Origin of the sequence: Enterobacter sp. Sphag1F, assembly GCF_014193275.1 — a bacterium.
Classification (GTDB): domain Bacteria; phylum Pseudomonadota; class Gammaproteobacteria; order Enterobacterales; family Enterobacteriaceae; genus Pantoea; species Pantoea symbiotica.
On the sequence record NZ_JACHZD010000010.1, the window covers coordinates 74,886 to 95,249 of the forward strand.

Here is a 20,364-nt window from a genome sequence, read left to right on the forward strand (position 1 = left end):
CTCCGCAGGCAAAATACCGTGTTCCTTGACTTGCAATCCAACGCTTTACGTAGTTTTACACCCCCTGACGGATGTTTGCAGCCACCGCCGTACACTGGCTCTCGTTGAATCGCAAAACGGAACGAACTGGGAGTTAACGATGCGCTACTTAACCGCCGTCGTCATTGCCTCAGCGATGGTTCTCAGTCACGCCAGCGCCGAAGCAGCAGACACGACGACGATTGACGAGATGCATCCGAACAGCGGATTGACGACAGGCAGTATGACGCAAAATCCGCAAAGCTACATGTTCGATGGCATTGAGCTGACTGAACAACAGCGGCAACAGATGCGAGACCTGATGCAGCAAGCGCGACACGAACGCCCAACAATCAGCGTTCAAGATATAGAAACTATGCATGACCTTGTGATTGCAGACAAATTTAACGAATCGGCTATTCGACAGCAGGCAGAGAAACAAGCCCGCGCAGCGATAGAACAGCAAGTCGAGATGGCTCGGGTTCGTAATCAGATGTACCACCTGCTAACGCCTGCACAGCAAGCGACATTGCAGAAAAATTATGAGCGACGATTGGCTGAAGTTCGTCGACTCTCAGGATTGCAGCCATCATCACCGCTGCAAGCAGTGAGTAGTACCAGCAGTAACCAGTAACATAGTATCCCTGTTTTCCTTGCCATAGACACCATCCCTGTCTTCCCCCGCATGATGCGGGGGTTTTTTTTGCCTGTCATTTCTCTCTAACATCATTGTCTTAAAATTCAATCACGCAGCACGCTTCTGCCGATGATAAACTTTAGCCATCTTGAGACCTAAAGGCCGCACCCATAAAGCGTGCGACCCGGCGAGGCATAGCATGGATTCTTCCTATGCAAAGTTAGTCAATCGGGCGGCGTTAGCGGCGACTACGCTGGCGACGCTACTGTTAATCGTGAAAATTTTTGCCTGGTGGCACACCGGTTCAGTCAGCATGTTGGCGGCGTTAGTGGATTCATTGGTCGATATCGCCGCTTCTCTCACCAACTTGCTGGTGGTGCGCTATTCATTGCAGCCGGCCGATGACGATCACACCTTCGGCCATGGTAAAGCCGAATCACTGGCCGCGCTGGCGCAAAGCATGTTTATCTCCGGCTCGGCGCTGTTTCTGTTTCTCACCGGTATTCAGCATCTGGCATCGCCTGAAACCTTACATGCGCCGCTGGTGGGCATTGTGGTTACGGTGATTGCGCTGTTTTCAACCCTGACATTGGTTGCCTTCCAGCGCTGGGTGGTGCGTCGCACGCGCAGCCAGGCGATTCGGGCGGACATGCTGCACTATCAATCTGATGTGGTGATGAACGGCGCAATATTGGTCGCCCTCGGTTTGAGCAGCTATGGTTTTGTACGGGCGGATGCATTGTTTGCGCTCGGCATCGGCGTTTACATTCTCTATAACGCGTTGCGGATGGGCTATGACGCGGTACAGGCGCTGCTAGACCGCGTACTGCCCGAGCATGAAACGCAGGAGATTATCCGTGTGGTGACCAACTGGCCGGGTGTACGTGGCGCACATGCATTGCGCACACGGCAATCGGGCCCTACGCGTTTTATCCAGCTGCATCTGGAGATGGAAGATCAGTTGCCGTTGGTGCAGGCGCATCAGGTGGCCGATCAAATTGAGCAGGCATTACTAAAGAAGTTTCCCGGCTCAGACGTGATCATCCATCAAGATCCCTGCTCTGTTGTGCCGAGCAATCAACACGGCTTTTTTCAAGGTTAGCGATTTAAAATCATGCAATTACACAAAAAAAGTGACGTAACGCTAACAACTCTGTAAAAAATTAGCGAAAACTTGTCTGACCTGAATCAATTCAGCATCAAGCCTTTGATATACTATTCTGCAACTATTAAGCCATGCGATCGCGAGCTGGTCCACGCCGGACACATGGCAGGAATAATCCTTAGTTTTTGAACAATCCAGAGGTTGTCATGATCAAAAAAATCGGAGTACTGACCAGCGGCGGCGACGCCCCAGGCATGAACGCAGCCATTCGCGGAGTTGTACGTTCCGCGCTGAGTGAAGGACTGGAAGTTTTTGGTATTTACGACGGCTATCTGGGATTGTACGAAGATCGCATGATCAACCTCGACCGCTACAGCGTGTCAGACATGATCAACCGTGGCGGCACCTTCCTCGGTTCCGCACGTTTCCCAGAATTCCGCAACGATGAAGTGCGCCAGACCGCGATTGATAACATGAAAAAGCGCGGCATTGATGCGCTGGTGGTTATCGGCGGTGATGGTTCTTACATGGGTGCGAAGCGCCTGACCGAAATGGGCTTCCCATGCATCGGCTTGCCGGGCACCATCGATAACGACGTAGCAGGCACCGATTACACCATTGGCTACTTCACTGCGTTGGAAACTGTAGTTGAAGCGATTGACCGTCTGCGCGACACCTCATCTTCTCACCAGCGCATCTCCATCGTAGAAGTGATGGGCCGTTACTGCGGCGATTTAACGCTGGCGGCAGCGATTGCCGGCGGTTGTGAGTTCATCGTGCTGCCTGAAATCCCCTATACCCGTGAAGAGCTGGTTTCAGAGATCAAAGCGGGCATCGCCAAAGGTAAAAAACACGCCATCGTGGCGATTACCGAGCACATCTGCGATATCGACGATCTGGCGCACTTCATCGAAGCTGAAACCAAACGCGAAACCCGCGCCACCGTTCTTGGTCACATTCAGCGTGGCGGCGCACCTTGTGCCTATGACCGCATCCTGGCATCGCGCATGGGTTCTTACTCCATTGAGCTGCTGCTGCAAGGTTATGGCGGCCGCTGCGTCGGTATTCAGAATGAGAAGATGGTGCATCACGACATCATCGACGCGATTGAAAATATGAAGCGTCCATTCAAACGCGACTGGCTGGATACCGCGAAAAAACTTTACTAATTCCCTATCGAGGCGCGACGCAATTCGCGCCTTTTTAATGCCTGCTCATATTCCCTCCAGTTATAACAGCTTATTTTTAATTCTTTAATCCGTGGATAACTTTGTGTCAGTCTTGTTCTATAACGACCTCGGGAGAGCAAGCAATGAATAAGTGGAGTATTGGTGTCACCCTGTTACTGGCTTCAACCAGTGTTCTGGCAAAAGATATTCAGCTGTTAAACGTCTCTTACGATCCAACCCGTGAGCTGTACGAACAGTACAACAAAGCGTTTAGCGCGCATTACAAGCAGGAAACCGGCGACAACGTGGTAATTCGCCAGTCGCACGGCGGTTCCGGTAAACAAGCGACCTCAGTGATCAATGGCATCCGTGCTGATGTGGTTACGCTGGCGCTGCAATCTGATGTCGATGCTATTGCTGACCGTGGTCGTATCAATAAAGATTGGATTAAACGTCTGCCGGACAACTCCGCGCCATACACCTCGACCATCGTGTTCCTGGTGCGTAAAGGCAACCCGAAAGGCATTCATGATTGGCCGGATCTGATCAAACCGGGCGTTTCCGTCATCACGCCAAACCCGAAAACCTCGGGCGGCGCACGTTGGAACTATCTGGCTGCATGGGGCTGGGCGCTGGATCAGAACCATGGCGATCAGGCCAAAGCGCTGGCTTACGTCAAATCGCTGTTTAAGAACGTAGAAGTACAGGATTCCGGTGCACGCGGTGCGACTAACACCTTCGTAGAACGCGGCATTGGCGATGTGCTGATTGCGTGGGAAAACGAAGCCTATCTGGCGGTAGATAAGCTGGGTAAAGACAAGTTTGAAATCGTCACCCCAAGTGAATCGATTCTGGCGGAGCCAACGGTTTCAGTGGTTGATAAAGTGGTTGACGAGCAGGGCACCCGTAAAGTGGCCGAAGATTACCTCAAATACCTCTACTCGCCGGAAGGTCAGACCATCGCGGCAGAAAATTTCTACCGTCCACGTGATGAAGCCGTTGCGAAGAAATTTGCCAATAAATTCGCGCCGGTAAAACTGTTCACTATCGACAGCAAGTTTGGTGGCTGGACGCAAGCCCAGAAAACCCACTTCGCTGATGGCGGCAGCTACGATCAGGTGATGAAGCCATAACGAATGAAAAACGGCCAGCGAGAATGCTGGCCGTTTTGTTTTAGTCCGTGACTTTCATCATCTGCCAGGCGAGGATGCTGGCAGGTGATGAGCAGAGGAATCGGGCTATGCAGGGCAGTCGTCGTACCCTGAAGTTACTTACCGCATTATTGGTGCTGTTGATTGTCGGACTGATCGCCGGCGCCATCCATTTCCATAAAAACTCCAACGCCTTGTGGCAGATTATCAGCGAAAAATGCGTGCCGAATGTGGCGGCGACGGGTAAACCCGCGCCATGCCAGCAGGTGAACAGCGAGCAGGGTTACGTCACGTTGAAAGATCTCAACGGTCCGTTGCAGTATCTGCTGATGCCGATCGAAAAAATCACCGGCATGGAAAGTCCGATCCTTCTTGAACCCGCGACGCCGAATCTATTTGCCGAGGCCTGGCAACAGCGCGCATTACTGGCGCAAAGGCACGGCGCGCCGATTCCAGATAGCGCGCTGTCGCTGGCCATCAATGCGCAATACGGGCGTACGCAAAATCAGCTGCATATTCATATTTCCTGTCTGCGGCCGGATGTGCGTCAGCAGCTGGATGCGCTGGCACCGAGGCTGAACGTGAAGTGGCAGAGTGAAACGCTGCGTAAGCATCGTTATCTGGTGCGGTCGATTTCTAAGGAAGAACTGGCGCAGCAGAGTGCGTTTATCCGTCTGGCGGATGAAGTGCCGCATGCGCGCACCGAGATGGGGAAATACGGGTTGGCTCTGGCACAATTGCCGGATGGCCGTTTAGCGCTGTTGGCGCTGGAGCGTAACTGGCTGAAACTGAACAGCGGCTCGGCGGAAGAGTTGCAGGATCATAAATGCAGCATATTGCCGCAATAATCGTTGAGGCGATAACCAGGTGCGCATGAATGCGCACCCTACAAAACCGACGTACGGCTCCATTTGTCGTAGGGTCGCCATTGATGGCGACCAATAAAAAAGGCGGCTAATCAGCCGCCTTTTTCTGCATCGAAAACGAGAACTTACGCGTTTTTCGCTGCTGCTGCCGCTTTCACGATCACCGCAAAAGCATCCGCTTTCAGTGAAGCACCGCCAACCAGCGCGCCATCGATATCTGGCTGGGTGAACAGCTCAGCGGCGTTTTTGTCGTTGACCGAGCCGCCGTACTGAATGATCACTTGCTGTGCGATAGCTGCATCTTTCTTCGCGATATGGTCACGAATGAATTTGTGCACCGCCTGAGCCTGCGCTGGAGTGGCTGATTTGCCGGTACCGATAGCCCAAACTGGCTCGTAAGCGATCACTGCGCCTTCGAACGCTGCAGCGCCCTGAGTTTCCAGCACGGCGTCGATCTGGCGTGCGCACACTTCTTCGGTTTTGCCCGCTTCGTTTTCTGCATCAGTTTCACCGATGCACAGAACCGGCACCAGGCCAGCTTCTTTCACTACGGCAAATTTCTTCGCGATGAACTCGTCGCTCTCTTTGTGGTAGGTGCGGCGCTCAGAGTGGCCGATGATGATGTATTTCGCGCCAACGTCTTTCAACATGTCTGCGGAAGTTTCGCCAGTGAATGCGCCAGACAGATTAACGTCAACGTTCTGAGCACCCAGAGCAATGTGGCTACCGGAAATGGCGTGCTTCGCCAGGTCCAGATAGATGGCTGGCGGTGCAATCGCGACGCCACAGCCATCAACACCAGACAGCTCTTTGCGCAGGCCTTCAATCAGCTCTTTAGTGATCTGCTTGCTACCGTTCAGTTTCCAGTTACCCATAACCAGTGGATGTCGCATTCTTTCCTCCGCATAACGCGATTCATGAAATAGCGCTGCCATCGGGCAGCGATGTCTGCGAGACAGTATAGAGATCAAATGCGTTGCTGGCTTTGCTTTTCGTCATTTTTGCCGGTGCGATCAGGGCGTCGCGAGCGCCAGTTTTATCGGCTCAACGGCGAAGGTCAAACCCTTGTCGCCATTGTCCGCCACCACGAAACGCAAGGCACCTTCGGTGCGGGCAAAATAGCGTGCACCTTTACCGGCGCTCAGCAGGGAATCGAGTTTTTTACGCCCATCTTCGGACGATAAGCCGGGGATGAAGAAGCGCAGCAGGGCGGTCATGTAATCCATGGCGCGTGCCTGCGCGGCTTTCATATCGGGGCCGGGAACCGGCAGCCAGGTGATTTGCAGAGTTTTGATTTTGCCGGTGCCTTGCTCCAGCGCCGTTGAGGCATACAGCGTTTCGCTGATTTTGCTGGCGGCACGCGTCAGGTTGCTTTTATCGCCGCGATTATCAATAGCGCGATATTCCTGCAGCAGTTCATTGGGATTGGCCGCGTTGTACTTCTCACGGAACTGAGCAACGGTCATATCGAAGGTCGGCGCACCCGCGAGCAGATAGGGCGCAGCAGGCAGATGATCGCTACGATCTAACGTGGGGGCATCCTCCGCCCAGACGGGAAATGTCAGTGCGAGGCCAAGCAGCAGCGCGACTGGCAGGTTGTTCATTGCTTCGGCCCTAAATCATTCACTTAGCCCACGATTAGAACGGTTTTTACCGGGCAAAGTCAAAACCCACACTGGGAAAAATCTCACATTCTTTGTGCCGCGCCGATTACCAGTAATGCTCGCTGGTCATATGGCCGGGTTTACGTTTGAAATGTTTACGCATCTCACGCGTGTCTTTCAGTAATTGCTGGGTATCGCGCACCATTTGTGGATTGCCGCACAGCATCACATGGCTGGTTTCTGCCGTCAGCGGCAAGCCGACGGCTCGCTCCAGTTCTCCGCTTTCAATCAATTGCGGTACGCGACCGTGTAGCGAACCGGCGATCTCTTCGCGGCTGACTACCGTTTGAATGTGCAATTTGCCCTGATAGCGCTGCTGCAGCTCTTGCATCAAAGGCAGGAAGCTCAGGTCATCGGCGAAACGCGCGGCGTGCACCAGTACAATATTGTCGAAACGATCCAGATCTTCGCCCTGTTGCAGAATCGATAAATAGGGGCCGATCGCCGTGCCGGTCGCCAGCATCCACAGCGTTTGGCAGTCTGGAATTTCGTCGAGTACAAAGAAACCCGCCGCCTCTTTGGTGATCATCACCTGCTCGCCAGGCTGCAACGCCTGCAAACGCGGACTCAGTTTGCCTTCCGGCACCGTGACCAGATAAAACTCCAGCAGCGAATCCTGCGGCGCATTGACGTAAGAATAGGCGCGCTGCACGCGCTCACCGTCAATTTCCAGTGCCAGCTTGGCAAACTGTCCCGCAGTAAAGGTATCAATCGGTGCTTCGACGCGCAGGCTGAACAGTGCATCGGTCCAGTTTTTTACTTCTTTAACTTCAGCATTGATCCACTCAGCCATGCTAACTCCTTAGTGTTGAATATTCAGGCACATGATTATCATCGTTATCCATCCGGAAAATTTCCAGCCCTGCGCCCAGCAAAGGGCTCTCAGCGACAAACGCAGCGCACAGATCAGCAACTGTAGCGGGCAGTTTACAATCTGGACTATCAACTTGACGGCTTAAGACATACAGCTTTGTCCGCGCCTCTCGATTTGTCACTGAATCCTGATATTTTTGCCGCCATAAATCCGAGGCGGCTTGTTTTGTGCTGCTTATTCTTTGTTTCTCAGGCAGACATTTTGTTCCATGTTGATAAGTAAAACGCAAAATCGCTTTCTGTTATTCATGCTGATCGTGCTGGTGGCGGTCGGGCAGATGGCGCAAACCATCTATGTGCCAGCGATGGCCAACATGGCCGAAACGCTCAATGTGCGCAGCGGCGCGATCCAGCAGGTGATGGCCGCCTATCTGATGACCTACGGTGGATCGCAGTTGATCTACGGTCCGCTCTCGGACAGTTTTGGCCGCCGTCCGGTGATCCTGATTGGCATGACGATCTTTGCCGTCGGCGCGTTGATCGCCATGTTCGCGCCCTCGCTCGATATTCTGGTGCTCGGCAGTGCGGTGCAAGGTTTAGGGACCGGCGTCGCGGGCGTGATGGCGCGCACCATGCCGCGCGATCTCTATTCCGGCATCGCCCTGCGTCAGGCGAACAGCCTGCTGAATATGGGCATTCTGGTGAGTCCGCTGCTGGCGCCGGTGATTGGTGCACTGCTGACGCATCTTTTTGGCTGGCACGCCTGTTTCGCCTTCCTGCTGCTGCTGTGCGTCGGCGTCACCGCCTCGATGGCGCGCTGGCTGCCGGAAACGCGCCCTGTTGATACGCCCGCCACGCCGTTCCTGCGCCGTTATGCCACTTTGCTGAGCGACGGCAACTTCGTACGTTATCTGCTGCTGCTGATTGGCGCGCTGGCCGGTATCGCGGTGTTTGAAGCCAGCTGCGGCGTGCTGATGGGCGGCGTACTGGGGCTGGATGGATTAACCGTCAGCATCCTGTTTATCCTGCCGATTCCGGCGGCGTTCTTTGGCGCCTGGTTTGCTGGACGCGAGCAGAAATCCTGGCACACGCTGATGTGGTACGGCGTGAACAGCTGCCTGTTGGCTGGATTATTGATGTGGGTTCCCGCCTGGTTTGGCGTGATGAACATCTGGACGCTGCTGGTGCCGGCTGCGCTGTTCTTCTTCGGCGCGGGCATGCTGTTTCCGTTGGCAACCTCGGGTGCGATGGAGCCGTATGCGTGGCTGGCGGGCAGCGCAGGTGCGTTAATCGGAGGCTTACAGAATCTCGGTTCCGGCGTGGTGGCGTGGCTTTCTGCACTGTTGCCACAGCACGATCAATCCAGCCTTGGCATGCTGATGTTCGTGACGTCGCTGGTGATGTTACTGTGCTGGTGGCCGCTCTCTCGTCATCCGGAGAGCGGCAAGCAGGCGATTACAGGATAAATTGATGCAGCGCCGCGTCTTTGCGATCCAGATAGTGGATTGACTGGATGCGGCGAATGGTGCGCGATTTGCCGCGCACCAGCAGGGTTTCGCTGGTGGCGATGTTGCCGTTACGCGTGATGCCTTTCAGCAAATCGCCGGTGGTGATGCCGGTGGCAGCGAAGATAACGTTGTCGTTGCGCGCCATCTGATCCAGCTTCAGCACCTGACCGGCTTCAATGCCCATCTCGGCGCAGCGTTGCAGTTCATTCTCGCCGAGGCGACGATTCTCTTCGCTATCGCCTTTCACTTCGTGACGCGCCAATAAACGCGCCTGCATGTCGCCGTCCATCGCGCGAATGACTGCCGCCGACACCACACCTTCCGGTGCGCCGCCGATACCGTACATCACATCCACTTCGCTATCCGGCATACAGGTCAGAATCGAGGCCGCGACATCGCCATCCGGGAAGGAGAACACGCGCACGCCGAGCTGCTGCAGTTGGGCAATCACCGCATCGTGACGTGGCTTGGCCAGAATCGATACCGTTAACTGGCTGAGCGGTTTGCCCAATGCCAGCGCGATGTTTTTCAGGTTGATATCAAGCGGCAGATTGAGGTCGATGGCGCCACGTGCGCCCGGTCCAACAATCAGCTTTTCCATGTACATATCAGGTGCGTGCAGGAAGCTGCCTTTGTCTCCCACCGCCAGCACCGCCAGCGCATTGGCCTGGCCCATCGCCGTCATGCGCGTGCCTTCGATCGGATCGACCGCGATATCCACGGCATCGCCACGGCCGGTACCGACTTTTTCACCGATATACAGCATCGGCGCTTCGTCGATTTCGCCTTCGCCAATCACAATCTGACCGTCGATATCGATGGTGTTGAGCATAATGCGCATGGCGTGAACGGCTGCGCCGTCGGCCGCATTTTTATCGCCGCGTCCTAACCAGTGATAGCCCGCCAGAGCGGCGGCTTCGGTCACGCGGGAAAATTCAATCGCGAGTTCTCGTTTCATGGTGGCACCTGATAAAAAACAGGCAGGCAGTTTAACACAGCGGGGAAACGTGGCAGGGGAAAAACCCGCGGCAGGGCGCCGCGGGTTAGCAGGATTTTACTCTTCGTCTTCCCACGCTTTGGCGCGAGCGACCGCTTTCTTCCAGCCGGCGTAACGGACGTTACGTTCGGTGGTTTCGATGCTTGGGCGGAACTCACGCTCAATCACCGCTTTAGCGCGAACTTCTTCCAGATCGTTCCAGAAGCCAACCGCTAAGCCCGCCAGATAAGCCGCACCCAGCGCCGTGACTTCACGCACTTCCGGACGCTCAACGCGCGTGCCGAGAATGTCAGACTGGAACTGCATCAGGAAGTTGTTGGCAACCGCACCACCATCCACGCGCAGTGATTGCAGGCGGGTGCCAGCATCGTTCTGCATCGCTTCCAGTACGTCGCGCGTCTGATAAGCAATCGACTCCAGCGTGGCACGGATGATGTGGTTGGCGTTAGCACCGCGCGTCAGGCCGAAAATCGCGCCACGTGCATACGGATCCCAATACGGCGCACCCAAACCGGTGAAGGCAGGCACCATATACACGCCGTTGGTGTCTTTCACTTTCAACGCGAAGTATTCAGAGTCGGTTGAATCGCTGATCAGCTTCATCTCATCACGCAGCCACTGAATCGACGCGCCACCGATAAACACCGCACCTTCCAGCGCATAGTTCACTTCGCCGCGTGGGCCGCAAGCGATGGTGGTCAGCAGGCCATGCGTTGAAGTCACAGCTTCGGTGCCGGTGTTCATCAGCATGAAGCAGCCGGTGCCGTAAGTGTTTTTCGCCATACCCGGCTGTACGCACAGCTGGCCATACAGCGCCGCTTGCTGGTCACCCGCGATACCGGCGATTGGAATACGCGTACCGCCTTTACCACCAATGTTGGTCTGGCCGTACACTTCAGAAGAGCCTTTCACTTCTGGCAGCATTTCACGCGGGATATCGAGGATCTCCAGCATGCGATCATCCCACTCCAGCTTGTGGATGTTGTACATCATGGTACGTGAGGCGTTGGTGTGATCGGTGACGTGCACACGTCCCTGCGTCATTTTCCAAATCAGCCAGGTATCAACGGTACCGAACAGCAGTTCGCCGCGTTTGGCACGGTCACGCGCGCCTTCCACGTTATCCAGAATCCACTTCACCTTGGTGCCTGAGAAGTACGGGTTAATCACCAAACCGGTGGTGTGCTGGATATACTCTTCCAGGCCCTCTTTCTTCAGCTTGTTACAGTAATCTGCGGTGCGTGGATCCTGCCAGACGATGGCGTTGTAAACCGGTTTGCCGGTCTCTTTATCCCAGACGATGGCGGTTTCACGCTGGTTGGTGATACCAATCGCCGCGATTTGATCGGAGTTAATGTCGGCGTGTGCCAGCACTTCAACCAGCGTTGAGCTTTGTGACGCCCAGATATCCATTGGGTCATGTTCAACCCAACCCGCTTTCGGGTAGATCTGGGTAAATTCGCGCTGAGAAACCGCGACGATGTTGGCATCATGATCAAGCACCACGGCGCGTGAGCTGGTTGTGCCCTGATCGAGTGCAACTATATATTTTTTATCAGTAGTCATTGTGCTTTCCTGATGTGGTATCGATGAAACTTACGCTTTACGCTGCTGAGCGCGCGCAACCGGTTTTTCTGCTGTGCTGGCTTCCGCGACGTTAACTGGCAGATGGCGGCCAATCAGCGAACGGTAACCAAAGGCTCCGAGGCAAGCACCGACCAGCGGGCCAAAAATCGGAACCAGGAAGTAAGGAATATCTTTGCCACCGGTGAAGGCAACGTTGCCCCAGCCAGCGAAGAAGGCGAACAGTTTTGGACCGAAGTCACGCGCCGGGTTGAGTGCGAAGCCGGTCAGTGGACCCATTGAGCCACCGATTACCGCGACCAGCAAACCAATCAACAGCGGAGCCAGTGGACCACGCGGTACACCGTTGCCGTCATCGGTCAGCGCCATGATCACCGCCATTAATACCGCTGTAATCACCATCTCAACCAGGAACGCCTGAGCGACGCTGATGTGCGGGTTCGGGTAGGTAGAGAAGATACCGGCCAGATCGAGGCTTTCAACGCTGCCGCGCACCATTTGATGGCCCGCTTCATAATCAAAGAACAGATTGTAGTAGAGACCGTAAACCAACGCGGCAGCGCAGAACGCGCCGGCAACCTGCGCCAGAATATAGGGAACAACTTTACGACCTTCGAAATTAGCGAACAGGCACAGCGCGACGGTAACGGCTGGGTTAAGATGCGCACCAGAAACGCCTGCGCTTAGATAGACTGCCATGGAGACGGCTAAACCCCAGATAATACAAATTTCCCACTGACCGAATGACGCACCGGCCAGTTTCAGTGCAGCTACACAGCCTGCACCAAAGAAGATAATCAAACCTGTACCGAGAAATTCAGCGATGCACTGACCTTTTAGTGTGTTAGTTGTCTGACTCATAATGGCATTCCTGAAGCGAGGTTAAATTTTATCAGTTTTTGTTCTCATCCATGAGTCGCCCAGCTATCAATGTAGGGTTGATGTGAATTTATCGTTAACGAGCATAAACGAGAAATAGCGAAATTGAAAACTGTGTACTCCATCATAAAAATGCGCGTTTTCGCGTCTTTTGCGTTGCTTTAAGACCCATTTTTCCCGCTTTGCTGGTCGATGCTGATGTGATCGCGCACACAGATGCGCGAAGATGCGCATTTTTTTTAGGCATAGACTGAAAAGTGTTACAGACTGCCCTCGCAAGCCTTGTGCCACTGGACTTGCTGGGTTCGGCTACATACAATCGAGTCATCGTGGCTGAGCGCACCATAATAAGGCATGCACTAGCCCCATCAACGCCTTGCAAGATTTAGGAGAGGTCAGAAAGATGTCATTTGAAGTGTTCGAGAAACTGGAAGCGAAAGTACAGCAGGCGATTGATACCATCACTCTGCTGCAGATGGAAATTGAAGAGCTGAAAGAGCAAAACAATACGCTGAAAAACGAAGTCAGCCAGGCTTCAGGCAACCAGGATGCGCTGGTGCGTGAAAATCAGCATCTGAAAGAAGAGCAGCATGTCTGGCAGGATCGTCTGCGGGCACTGCTGGGAAAAATGGAAGAAGTTTAAGCGTCGATGCTTAAACCAACGGGTGCCGCGGCACCCGTTTTTGTTGCGGCTTACTCGATGTCGAGTGCGTCTTCAGACAAGATGATGCCGGTATTGTCGGCATACAGATGGTCACCAGAGAAGAAGGTCACGCCGCCGAAGTTAACGCGCACGTCACTTTCGCCAATGCCTTCACCCGCTGCACCCACCGGAATCGCCGCAATCGCCTGAATGCCGATTTCCAGCTCTTCAAGGTCGTCTACCTGACGCACCGAGCCGTAAACCACAATGCCTTCCCACTCATTTTGCGCCGCCAGACTCGCCAGCTGAGCATCGACCAGTGCGCGACGGACCGAACCGCCGCCATCCACCAGCAATACGCGACCCCGACCGTTCTCTTCCAGCAAATCGTAGAGTAAGCCGTTATCTTCGAAACATTTCACTGTGGTGATTTGACCACCGAATGAGCTGCGCCCACCAAAGTTCGAAAAAAGCGGTTCAACAACATTCACAGCTTCGTGGTAGATGTCACAGAGTTCAGATGTATCGTATTTCATGAGGGTTTTCGTCTGTTTGCCACAGGAGCGCTAAGTATATCGCTATCTGGCGATTGTTGGCAAAATCATCAACCGCCAAAAAAAGCGTTGCATCAATATCCTGCGTAAAAAAAAGCCCGGCACAGTGGCCGGGCAGCGATTTCGCGGGTAAAGCTTACAGAATGAAGCGGCTGAGATCTTCGTCGGCCACCAGCTCATCCAGATGCTTACCAACGTACTCGGCATCGATAGTGATCGATTCACCGTTACGATCGCTGGCGTCATAGGAGATATCTTCCATCAGACGTTCCAGCACGGTATGCAGACGACGCGCACCGATGTTCTCGGTGGTTTCGTTCACCTGCCATGCGGCTTCGGCGATACGACGCACGGCGTCATCGGTGAAGTCGATATTGACCCCTTCGGTGCCCATCAATGCTTTGTACTGCACGGTAACCGAGGCGTTTGGCTCGGTCAGGATGCGCTCGAAGTCATTGACGGTCAGCGCCTGCAGCTCAACGCGAATCGGCAGACGACCTTGCAGTTCTGGGATCAGATCTGACGGGCTAGCGACCTGGAACGCGCCGGAAGCGATAAACAGAATGTGGTCGGTTTTCACCATGCCGTGCTTAGTGGAAACGGTGCAACCTTCTACCAGCGGCAGCAGGTCGCGCTGTACGCCTTCACGTGACACGTCTGGACCGCCCGCATTCTGGCCGCCGCGCTTACAGATTTTGTCGATTTCGTCGATGAACACGATACCGTGCTGCTCAACCGCATCGATGGCATCCTGCTTCAGCTCTTCCGGGTTCACCAGCTTGGCCGCTTCTTCTTCAATCAGCAGCTTCATGGCTTCTTTGATTTTCAGCTTACGCGGTTTTTGCTTCTGGCCACCGAGGTTCTGGAACATCGATTGCAGCTGGCTGGTCATCTCTTCCATGCCTGGAGGCGCCATGATTTCAACGCCAGCCGATGAAGCGGCCAGATCGATCTCAATCTCTTTGTCATCCAGCTGGCCTTCGCGCAGTTTCTTGCGGAATGACTGACGCGCTGTTGATGGCTCAGCCGCTTGTTCAGCCTGGCCCCAGTTGTTTTTCGCGGGTGGGATCAGCACATCGAGGATGCGCTCTTCCGCCATCTCTTCCGCGCGGTATTTGTTCTTCTCGATCGCCTGGCTGCGCACCATCTTGATGGCAGAATCGGTCAGATCGCGAATGATGGAATCCACCTCTTTACCGACATAACCGACTTCGGTGAATTTGGTGGCTTCCACTTTGATGAACGGTGCGTTAGCCAGTTTGGCTAAGCGACGGGCGATTTCGGTTTTACCGACGCCGGTTGGACCAATCATCAGAATGTTTTTCGGCGTCACTTCGTGGCGCAGCTCTTCGTCGAGCTGCATGCGGCGCCAGCGGTTACGCAGGGCGATCGCGACCGCCTTCTTTGCGCCGTCCTGGCCGATAATAAAGCGATTAAGCTCGCTGACAATCTCGCGTGGAGTCATCTCAGACATGATGTTTAGTCCTTAGCCTTAGACGGTAATGCTTCGAAGTTAATATTGTGGTTGGTGTAGATACAGATATCGCCTGCGATGTTCAGCGCTTTCTCCACGATATCGTGCGCACCAATGTCGGTGTTTTCCAGCAGCGCGCGTGCCGCTGCCTGGGCGTAAGGCCCACCAGAACCAATTGCAATCAGGTCATTTTCCGGCTGGATAACGTCGCCGTTGCCGCTGATGATTAATGAGGAGTTTTCGTCGGCCACCGCCAGCAGCGCTTCGAGGCGACGCAGCATGCGATCGGTACGCCAATCTTTAGCCAGTTCGACCGCCGCTTTCACCAGATGGCCCTGGTGCATTTCCAGCTTGCGCTCAAACAGTTCAAACAGGGTGAAGGCATCTGCGGTACCGCCAGCAAAACCGGCGATCACTTTATCGTTGTAAAGACGACGGACTTTTTTAACGTTGCCTTTCATTACGGTATTGCCGAGCGTAGCCTGGCCATCACCGCCAATCACTACCTGGCCGTTGCGTCGTACACTTACTATTGTTGTCACGGGCAGACCCCTTGTTGCAGTAGAAAAGGAACTCCGCGCACTCAGCGCGGAGTATCATGCAACCAGATATGGGGTAGCTTTGAAGGGTTTCAACCCCCGATAGCGAGGGGAATACAACTTCCGTGGCCGGAACTGTGTAAGCGTTTGACTGTGCTGTCGGCGCTGCTGCGATCTTTGAACGGCCCGATCACCACGCGATTCCAGCCACCGCCGGTCGTAATGCGGCTCTCGAATCCTTCAAATGCCAGACCGGCGCGTACTGATTCCGCCTGATCGGTACCTTTGAACGATCCACACTGCACCATCCAGCGCTGTGAAGAGGCTTTCTCTTCGGTTTTCGCCTTGGCCGTTTCCTGCGGTTTGGTCTGCTGCGTTGGCTCACGCGTGATAGGCGCAGCTTGCTGTTGTTGCTGCTGACGCGCGGCCTGTTGTTGCTGCAACTGTTGCTGACGCTGCTGCTGTTGTAACTGTTGCTGCTGACGCTGCAACTGCTGCTGTTGTTGCTGTTGAACCTGCTGCTGCTGTTGCTGCACTTGCTGACGCTGCAGCGTTTGCTGGCGCTGCGCCGGGGTTTGTTCGTTCCACGGCACTTCGTTCAACTGCGTCGGCTGCTGGCGCATATCGGCCTGCATCTGCTCCAGCAACTGGCGCTGTTCATCGGTCAGCTGAGTTTGTGATTGCACGCCACCGGCCGAAGGCTCAGTCGGCGACGGAACGGTAATTTGGCGATTTTCCAGCTCTTTGATGTACTTCCAGCGCTCTTCCGGCTTCGGCGGCAGGCCGTTACCGTTGGCTTTGTGGTTTGGAATGACCTCAATCTCTTCTTTCTTATGATGCGAGATGAACCATAAACCACCGGCAAAGGTGACCAGCACGGCCACGGCCAGTACCATCATGAGCTTTGAAGTGCCTGATCCGCCTTTGCTTTTCTTGCTGCGGCTGGCGGGTTTTTTGCGACGCGTCCCTGTTGAACGCCCGCGGCCTACATAATCTTTCTGTGCCACTTTCGTTCTGCTACCCTTCAAAAAAATGCCAATGGGCATGTAAATGTGCTGTTAATTGCCCGGCAATGAATGCGCCATGTTACGCAAGGGCTGGAACTTTGACCAGCACAGTCTGCCTTCAGAATCCGCTGAAAATGCAGGCTTCTACGCGCTATTTTTCCCGTTTTGCCGCCGGTGCCGTACTGCCGCGCACGCGCAACTCTGCATCCAGCAGGCGCGAACCGTTATTCACGCGTTTGCCCTGCAGCTCATCAAGTAATAGCAGCATCGCTTCACGACCAATGGCAAAGCGCGGCTGCGCCACGGTGGTCAGCGGTGGATCGTAGTACTGCGCCAGTTCGATATCATCAAAGCCCACTACCGACAAATCCTGTGGAATGCGCATGCCCAATTTGCGTGCCTGATTCATCGCGCCCAGCGCCATTAAATCGCTATGGCAGAAGATCGCTTTCGGGGGCTGCGGCAAACTCATCAACTGCTTAAGCGCATTTGCACCGGCTTCAAAGGTGAAGTCGCCGTGCACAATCATTGTCGGATCGATGGCGATGTTGCTGCGACGCAGCGCCTGAATGTAGCCCTGCAAACGATATTGGCTCAGCGGAATATGTTCTGGCCCGGTGATGCAGGCGATTTGGCGATGACCAAGCTGCAGCAGGTGATTTACTGCTTCAAAAGCGGCGGTCAGGTTATCGATATGCACCGTTGGCAACGCCATTTCCGGCGCAAATTCGTTGCCCATCACCATTGGCGGCAGGTTGCGCTGATCTTCAATGCCCGCCTCAAACGGCAGCTGTGAACCTAGCAGCACCATGCCGTCGATCTGGCGCGTCAGCATTAAGTTCAGGAAGGTTTTTTCCTGTTTGTTCTGATGCGCGCAATCGCCAATCAGTACCAGATAACCTTCATGCGCAGCGGTAACTTCCACGCCGCGAATGATCTCACTGAAGAAGGGATCGCAGATGTCCGGCACAATCACCAGAATGGTTTGCGTTTCACCGCGTTTGGCATTGCGCGCCAAACCGTGCGGCGCATAACCCACGGCAATCACCGCTTTTTCGACCTTGAGCCGGGTCGCAGCAGAGACTTTTTCTGGATTCATCAACGCACGTGAAACCGTGGCGGTTGAAACGCCTGCTTTCTCGGCCACATCTTTCATGGTGGCGGCGGTGGAGGGTTGCTTCTGGTCCAACGTATAACTCCTGACGCGGTACAGCGCATTGATTTTCTGACATTACCGGGCTTCAACCGGGTCGGCACTATTGTTAACCCAAGGTCGCGCCGGGTTGTTACTTAATTTGCATAAAAATTGTGACTTGTGCGACTTTTTTCGATCTGGCTCGCAGATGTGGCGCGGCTTAGCTCTCAGTGGGATCGATATCCAGCGTCCATTTCACTTTGCGCGACGCAGGCAAGGTGGCGATCAGCGGTAGCGATCCGCTCAGCAGCTGTTGCAGACGTTTGCGTGATGGATGCTGCAACAGCAGCTGCCAGCGCCAGCGTCCGCTGCGTTTCGGTGCCAATGCCGGAACCGGCCCCATCAGCCACATCGCCTCATCTTTTAGCGGACTGGCTTCCAGCAAATTGCGCAGCTGAGTAAGGAATTCCGCCGCCTGTTGGTTATCCATATCTTCAGCGCGGAACAGCGCATGGCTGGTCCACGGCGGCAGCTGAACCGACTGACGCTCCAGCAGCGTTTGATCGGCAAAAGCGAAATAGCCGCGATGCAGCAAGGTTTGCAGCAGCGGATGTTCCGGATGATGGGTTTGCAGCAACACTTCGCCCTGTTTGCCGGCACGACCGGCGCGGCCCGCGACCTGCGTATAGAGCTGAGCGAAGCGCTCGGCGGCACGGAAATCGGCGGAGAACAGGGCGCCATCGACATCCAGCAGTGACACCAGCGTGACATCCGGGAAGTGATGGCCTTTCGCCAGCATTTGCGTGCCCACCAGAATACGCGCGCCGCCGCGATGCACATCGGCCAGATGCTGCTCCAGCGCGCCTTTGCGGCTGGTGGTGTCGCGATCGATGCGCGATACCGGCACGCCGGGGAACAGCGTGCCCAGCTGCTGTTCCAGCTGTTCGGTGCCGACGCCAACCGGCATCAAATGCGTCGAACCACAACTTGGGCACTGATTCGGCAGCGGGCGCTGGCTATCACAATGGTGGCAGCGCAGCTGGCGATGATTCTGATGCAGCGTGTAATAGCTATCGCAGCGCTGACATTCCGCCAGCCAACCGCAATCGTGGCACATCAGCGCCGGTGAGAAGCCGCGGCGATTGAGGAATAGCAGAACCTGATTGTCGGCCTGTAGATGTTGACGCATTTTGCCGAGCAGCGCCGGTGCCAGCCCGCCTTTCAGCTGCTGGCCTTTAAGATCGATCAGCTGCTGCAACGCCGGTTTAGCATTGCCCGCGCGTTTGGTGAGATTGAGCTGGCGATATTTGCCGACTCGCACGTTGTGCAGCGTTTCCAGCGCCGGCGTGGCCGAACCCATCACAATCGGAATGTCTTCTTCATGCGCGCGGAACACCGCCAGATCGCGTGCCTGATAGCGCCAGCCTTCCTGCTGTTTGTACGAGCTGTCGTGCTCTTCATCAATAATGATCACGCCGGGACGCGCCAGCGGCGTGAACAGCGCCGAGCGTGTGCCGATAACAATCGCCGTTTCGCCGCTGCGCGCGCGCAGCCAGACGGCCAGGCGTTCGCTGTCATTCAGCGCTGAGTGCAGCACATCAATCGGCGCATCAAAGCGCTCGCGGAAGCGGGCGATGGTTTGCGGTGTCAGGCCGATTTCTGGCACCAGCACCAAAGCCTGTTTGCCGCGTGCCAGCACGTTCTCCAGCACGCTGAGATACACCTCGGTTTTGCCCGAACCGGTAATGCCGGCCAGTAGCCACGGCGCATAGTGATCGTCTTCACTGCGCATCGCGCCCACCGCCATCGCCTGATCGGTATTCAGGCGCAAGCGATCACCTTTGACGGCAAAGCTGGTGCGCCAGTCGTGCATCTGCGGCGTATGTTCACGCAAATCGCACAAGCCTTTGGCGCGCAACGCTTGCAGCGCGGCATCGGTAAAATCGTGTTCACTGACCTGATGACGATAGAGCGGTCGCTGACGCAGCATCGCCAGCGCTTGCTGCTGTTTCGGCGCGCGCTTCAGACTTTCCATCGCCACTTCACGGCCAGCATCATTTATCACCCATTGCCACAGCGGCGCTTCCTGCGCCGGTTTGCCCTGACGCAGCAGCACCGGCAGCGCATGGCTCAGCACTTCACCGAGCGGAGAATGATAATAGGTGGCGGCCCAATGCAAAATGCGCCACAGGGCGGGCGAGAACAGACTTTGATCGTCGAGCACGCTTTCTATTTGCTTGAGCTGCGTCAGTGGCAGATCGCTGGTCTCGCGCGTGCCGACCACAATGCCGATCATTTTGCGATTGCCGAATGGCACATTCACGCGTGCGCCCGCCACCGGCTGCGGCGCATCGGCAGGCAGCAAGTAGTCAAACAGGCGAGGTAGCGGAACGGGCAGGGCAACCTGAACAACGGGCATCTGAATCTCTATCCAGTTCTGAATTAAGGAGAAGTAGTGTACACGCCTAATTAGGAAGCGGCTATTTGCTAAAACCGGTTAATTTCTGTATACTATGCCGCCTTCGATGAGATCGCTTGTCGGAGCATACACTTAATGTTCAACCGCGTGTGGTGCTGTGCAGGCTGAGCCTGGCACGGAGAGCGACACGGCCTTTTATGAG

At 55.1% G+C, this 20,364-nt stretch carries 19 protein-coding genes; 7 read left to right on the top strand and 12 right to left on the bottom strand.

What is annotated here, in order from left to right:
• Positions 1-139 precede the first annotated feature (139 nt).
• The 5 genes from cpxP to FHW71_RS23030 all read left to right on the top strand — a co-directional run bounded on the left by cpxP (position 140) and on the right by FHW71_RS23030 (position 4,928).
• Positions 140-652, top strand: a complete 513-nt coding sequence (gene cpxP / locus FHW71_RS23010) for a cell-envelope stress modulator CpxP (protein WP_008109700.1) — start codon at positions 140-142, stop codon at positions 650-652.
• 202 nt (positions 653-854) lie between these two features.
• Positions 855-1,757, top strand: coding sequence for a CDF family cation-efflux transporter FieF (fieF, locus tag FHW71_RS23015; RefSeq protein ID WP_179453184.1), 903 nt, complete (start codon positions 855-857; stop codon positions 1,755-1,757).
• Positions 1,758-1,966: 209 nt separating this feature from the next.
• Complete coding sequence (pfkA, locus tag FHW71_RS23020) at positions 1,967-2,929, top strand: 6-phosphofructokinase (RefSeq protein ID WP_007885343.1); 963 nt, start codon at positions 1,967-1,969, stop codon at positions 2,927-2,929.
• Between the two features lie 143 nt (positions 2,930-3,072).
• Entirely contained in the window at positions 3,073-4,062 is a 990-nt protein-coding gene (locus FHW71_RS23025; RefSeq protein ID WP_061720313.1) for a sulfate ABC transporter substrate-binding protein, read from the top strand.
• 107 nt (positions 4,063-4,169) lie between these two features.
• On the top strand, positions 4,170-4,928 hold the full coding sequence (locus FHW71_RS23030; protein ID WP_179453185.1) for a CDP-diacylglycerol diphosphatase: 759 nt from the start codon (positions 4,170-4,172) through the stop codon (positions 4,926-4,928).
• A 143-nt stretch (positions 4,929-5,071) separates the two neighbouring features.
• Here the strand turns inward: FHW71_RS23030 and tpiA are convergent, their stop codons facing one another.
• The 3 genes from tpiA to fpr all read right to left on the bottom strand — a co-directional run bounded on the left by tpiA (position 5,072) and on the right by fpr (position 7,403).
• A complete protein-coding gene (gene tpiA / locus FHW71_RS23035; RefSeq protein ID WP_008109693.1) occupies positions 5,072-5,839 on the bottom strand; it encodes a triose-phosphate isomerase in 768 nt (255 codons plus the stop codon).
• A 120-nt stretch (positions 5,840-5,959) separates the two neighbouring features.
• Entirely contained in the window at positions 5,960-6,550 is a 591-nt protein-coding gene (locus FHW71_RS23040; protein WP_179453186.1) for a YiiQ family protein, read from the bottom strand.
• Positions 6,551-6,656: 106 nt separating this feature from the next.
• Positions 6,657-7,403, bottom strand: coding sequence for a ferredoxin--NADP(+) reductase (fpr, locus tag FHW71_RS23045; protein WP_179453187.1), 747 nt, complete (start codon positions 7,401-7,403; stop codon positions 6,657-6,659).
• A gap of 289 nt (positions 7,404-7,692) precedes the next feature.
• Here fpr and emrD point away from each other — a divergent pair, with 289 nt between their 5' ends.
• A complete protein-coding gene (gene emrD / locus FHW71_RS23050) occupies positions 7,693-8,889 on the top strand; it encodes a multidrug efflux MFS transporter EmrD (protein ID WP_008109687.1) in 1,197 nt (398 codons plus the stop codon).
• Here the strand turns inward: emrD and glpX are convergent.
• The 3 genes from glpX to FHW71_RS23065 all read right to left on the bottom strand — a co-directional run bounded on the left by glpX (position 8,879) and on the right by FHW71_RS23065 (position 12,373).
• Positions 8,879-9,889 (bottom strand): class II fructose-bisphosphatase, encoded by a 1,011-nt coding sequence (gene glpX / locus FHW71_RS23055; RefSeq protein ID WP_008109685.1) that lies wholly within the window; start codon positions 9,887-9,889, stop codon positions 8,879-8,881. The genes emrD and glpX overlap by 11 nt on opposite strands.
• Before the next feature lie 96 nt (positions 9,890-9,985).
• Complete coding sequence (gene glpK / locus FHW71_RS23060) at positions 9,986-11,494, bottom strand: glycerol kinase GlpK (protein WP_179453188.1); 1,509 nt, start codon at positions 11,492-11,494, stop codon at positions 9,986-9,988.
• A 30-nt stretch (positions 11,495-11,524) separates the two neighbouring features.
• The gene (locus FHW71_RS23065; protein ID WP_061720295.1) at positions 11,525-12,373 is read right to left on the bottom strand and encodes an MIP/aquaporin family protein; all 849 of its coding nucleotides are present in this window, start codon (positions 12,371-12,373) and stop codon (positions 11,525-11,527) included.
• Between the two features lie 421 nt (positions 12,374-12,794).
• On the opposite strand from FHW71_RS23065, the gene zapB reads away from it, so the two are divergent.
• Positions 12,795-13,034, top strand: coding sequence for a cell division protein ZapB (zapB, locus tag FHW71_RS23070; RefSeq protein WP_007885384.1), 240 nt, complete (start codon positions 12,795-12,797; stop codon positions 13,032-13,034).
• 50 nt (positions 13,035-13,084) lie between these two features.
• On the opposite strand, the gene rraA is transcribed toward zapB, so the two are convergent.
• From rraA to priA, 6 genes are all read right to left on the bottom strand, one after another.
• Complete coding sequence (rraA, locus tag FHW71_RS23075) at positions 13,085-13,570, bottom strand: ribonuclease E activity regulator RraA (protein ID WP_061720294.1); 486 nt, start codon at positions 13,568-13,570, stop codon at positions 13,085-13,087.
• Between the two features lie 154 nt (positions 13,571-13,724).
• A complete protein-coding gene (hslU, locus tag FHW71_RS23080) occupies positions 13,725-15,062 on the bottom strand; it encodes an HslU--HslV peptidase ATPase subunit (RefSeq protein WP_008109676.1) in 1,338 nt (445 codons plus the stop codon).
• 5 nt (positions 15,063-15,067) lie between these two features.
• Positions 15,068-15,604, bottom strand: coding sequence for an ATP-dependent protease subunit HslV (gene hslV / locus FHW71_RS23085; RefSeq protein ID WP_008109674.1), 537 nt, complete (start codon positions 15,602-15,604; stop codon positions 15,068-15,070).
• Positions 15,605-15,693: 89 nt separating this feature from the next.
• On the bottom strand, positions 15,694-16,608 hold the full coding sequence (ftsN, locus tag FHW71_RS23090) for a cell division protein FtsN (protein WP_179453189.1): 915 nt from the start codon (positions 16,606-16,608) through the stop codon (positions 15,694-15,696).
• A gap of 151 nt (positions 16,609-16,759) precedes the next feature.
• A complete protein-coding gene (gene cytR / locus FHW71_RS23095) occupies positions 16,760-17,797 on the bottom strand; it encodes a DNA-binding transcriptional regulator CytR (RefSeq protein ID WP_008109670.1) in 1,038 nt (345 codons plus the stop codon).
• A 166-nt stretch (positions 17,798-17,963) separates the two neighbouring features.
• Complete coding sequence (gene priA / locus FHW71_RS23100; RefSeq protein ID WP_061720290.1) at positions 17,964-20,162, bottom strand: primosomal protein N'; 2,199 nt, start codon at positions 20,160-20,162, stop codon at positions 17,964-17,966.
• Between the last annotated feature and the right edge of the window lie 202 nt (positions 20,163-20,364).